1 protein-coding gene and 1 pseudogene are annotated in these 359 nt (G+C 54.6%); one reads left to right on the forward strand and one right to left on the reverse strand.

What is annotated here, in order from left to right; genetic code table 11:
- A pseudogene (locus FNJ47_RS46800) lies at positions 1–132 on the forward strand (IS5/IS1182 family transposase); the annotation flags it as partial.
- Here FNJ47_RS46800 and FNJ47_RS46805 read toward each other — a convergent pair.
- On the reverse strand, positions 129–359 hold a 231-nt coding region (locus FNJ47_RS46805; protein ID WP_163163573.1), incomplete at its 5' end, for an IS3 family transposase. The pseudogene FNJ47_RS46800 and the gene FNJ47_RS46805 overlap by 4 nt on opposite strands.

A 359-nucleotide genomic window follows, 5' to 3' on the forward strand; every position in this document is an offset into this window, starting at 1 on the left:
CAGCGTCATCTCGTCGAATGCTGCTTCTCAAAGCTCAAGCAGTTCCGACGTGTCGCAACCCGCTTCGAAAAAACGGCCCGGAATTACCGGGCCGTCGTCACTCTCGCTGCCATTGTTCTATGGATGCACTAGGTGTTTAGTCCCGGCATTTTCTGGAGCGGATTGAGTTTGAATCGTTCAGGCTGGGAAGTCCAGCATTTGCAGATGTATTCGTAAGGCGTGAGGCCCTTCAGGGTTTTCAGCCGTCTGGCGTAGTTGTAGGCGCTGATGAAGTCGGCCAGGTGAGCTTCGAGCTGATGGTGTCGATCGTAGTGATAGCGTTGGACGGTCGCTTCCTTGATGGTCCGGTTCATGCGCTC

Origin of the sequence: Bradyrhizobium uaiense, from assembly GCF_010811875.1 — a bacterium.
Taxonomy (GTDB): domain Bacteria; phylum Pseudomonadota; class Alphaproteobacteria; order Rhizobiales; family Xanthobacteraceae; genus Bradyrhizobium; species Bradyrhizobium uaiense.